The following is a 1616-nucleotide window of genomic DNA, read 5'->3' on the forward strand; positions in this document are numbered from 1 at the left end:
TTTAATTATTCATTTCCATTCCACTGACTAATAGCATCATCATTGGATAAATCTGAAATAGAGTTTTTATTGAATTTAGGTTCTTTATGCTCTTTTAATTGTGATACATAATGTTTTGTAAGCAAGTATACTGGTTTATTAAGTATTACCATTACTATAATGTTTAATAAAGCCATAAAGCCCATAAACATATCACCTGCTCCCCAAATAGTTTTAAACTCTGCCAATGAACCAGCAAATACCATTACTATAGTCATAAGTCCTACTATTATATATGATGCAAAATTATCTTTTACAGCAGCAGCACCTGTTTTTATATAGAAGAAATTACCAAGTATAGAGCTATATGAGAAGAACAATATACATACAGTGATAAATATAGAACCAAAACTTCCTAAATGTGATTCCATAGCATATTGAAATAAATTAATACCTTCTATGTTTTTTACTTCTTTCATAGCTTCAGGAGATAATAAAAGTATAAAACCAGAAATAGAACATATTAATAAAGTATCTGTAAATACAGAGAACATTTGTATAAGTCCCTGTTTACAAGGGTGAGAAGTATGAGCAGCAGCAGCAGCATGCGGAGCACCACCCATACCAGCCTCATTTGAGAATAATCCTCTTTTTAATCCGTTTGAAATTGTAATACCTATAGCACCTCCAAAAATTGCACTAGGTTTAAATGCTTGTATAAATATATTTTGAAATACCGAAGGCACTGAAGGTAAATTAGTGAAGAATATAAAAAGTCCCATTAATATATAAGGTATTGCCATAACAGGTACTATAAATACGCATGCATGTGTTATAGTGTCTCTTTTTTTACTGAATAATATTAATGCTGTGAGTATTGTTAAAATAACAGCAGTAATTACTACAGATACATTATATTTTGATAAGGCATTTGATATAGTATTTGCCTGAACCCCATTAAAAGTAGTATAAGTAAATATCATACATAAAGCAAATAGCATTGCAAGTACAGGTTTTTTTAATTTACTTTTTATATAGAAAGAAGCTCCTCCTATAAACTTACCCATAGAATCTTTTTCTTTATATAATTGTGCGAGTGTACTTTCAGAAAAAGCTAAACTTCCGCCCAAAAGAGCCATAATCCACATCCAAAATAATGCACCAGGTCCTCCCGCAGAAACAGCACCCATAACACCAGTAATGTTTCCAGTACCTACTCTTGAAGCAGTACTTATACAAAAGCTTACAAACCCTGAAACTCCGTCTCCTTTTTCATGTTTTGAGAATAGAAGTTTTAGTGCATGTATAGAGTGAGAAATTTGTATTCCTTTTAGTCTAATAGTAAAAAATACAGCCACCACAAAAAATACGGCCAAAAGTAAATATCCATACATAACATTATTTGTGTTTGTTATAATAGAATTAATAATATTCATATGCATAACCTCTTAAAAAATTGAAAATATTAGATTTTGTAAGCAATTATTCATTACTAATAATAGAATTGTTAAAAATATATATTATTTTTATGATTTTGTCAAAAAGTTTTTATATGAGTTTTGAATAGATTTTATTGATGATTTTTTATTGTTCTTTTTCCTGCCTTACGCTCTGCGGACTTCGTCAAAGAACCAAAA

General features: G+C 29.7%; 1 protein-coding gene. It reads right to left on the reverse strand.

Annotated features, from left to right (window positions below; genetic code table 11):
- Positions 1–5: 5 nt before the first annotated feature.
- Complete coding sequence (locus tag E6A48_RS11025) at positions 6–1415, reverse strand: alanine/glycine:cation symporter family protein (protein WP_219710320.1); 1410 nt, start codon at positions 1413–1415, stop codon at positions 6–8.
- Positions 1416–1616: the final 201 nt, after the last annotated feature.

Source organism: Brachyspira pilosicoli, from assembly GCF_019402445.1.
Lineage (GTDB): Bacteria > Spirochaetota > Brachyspiria > Brachyspirales > Brachyspiraceae > Brachyspira > Brachyspira pilosicoli_B.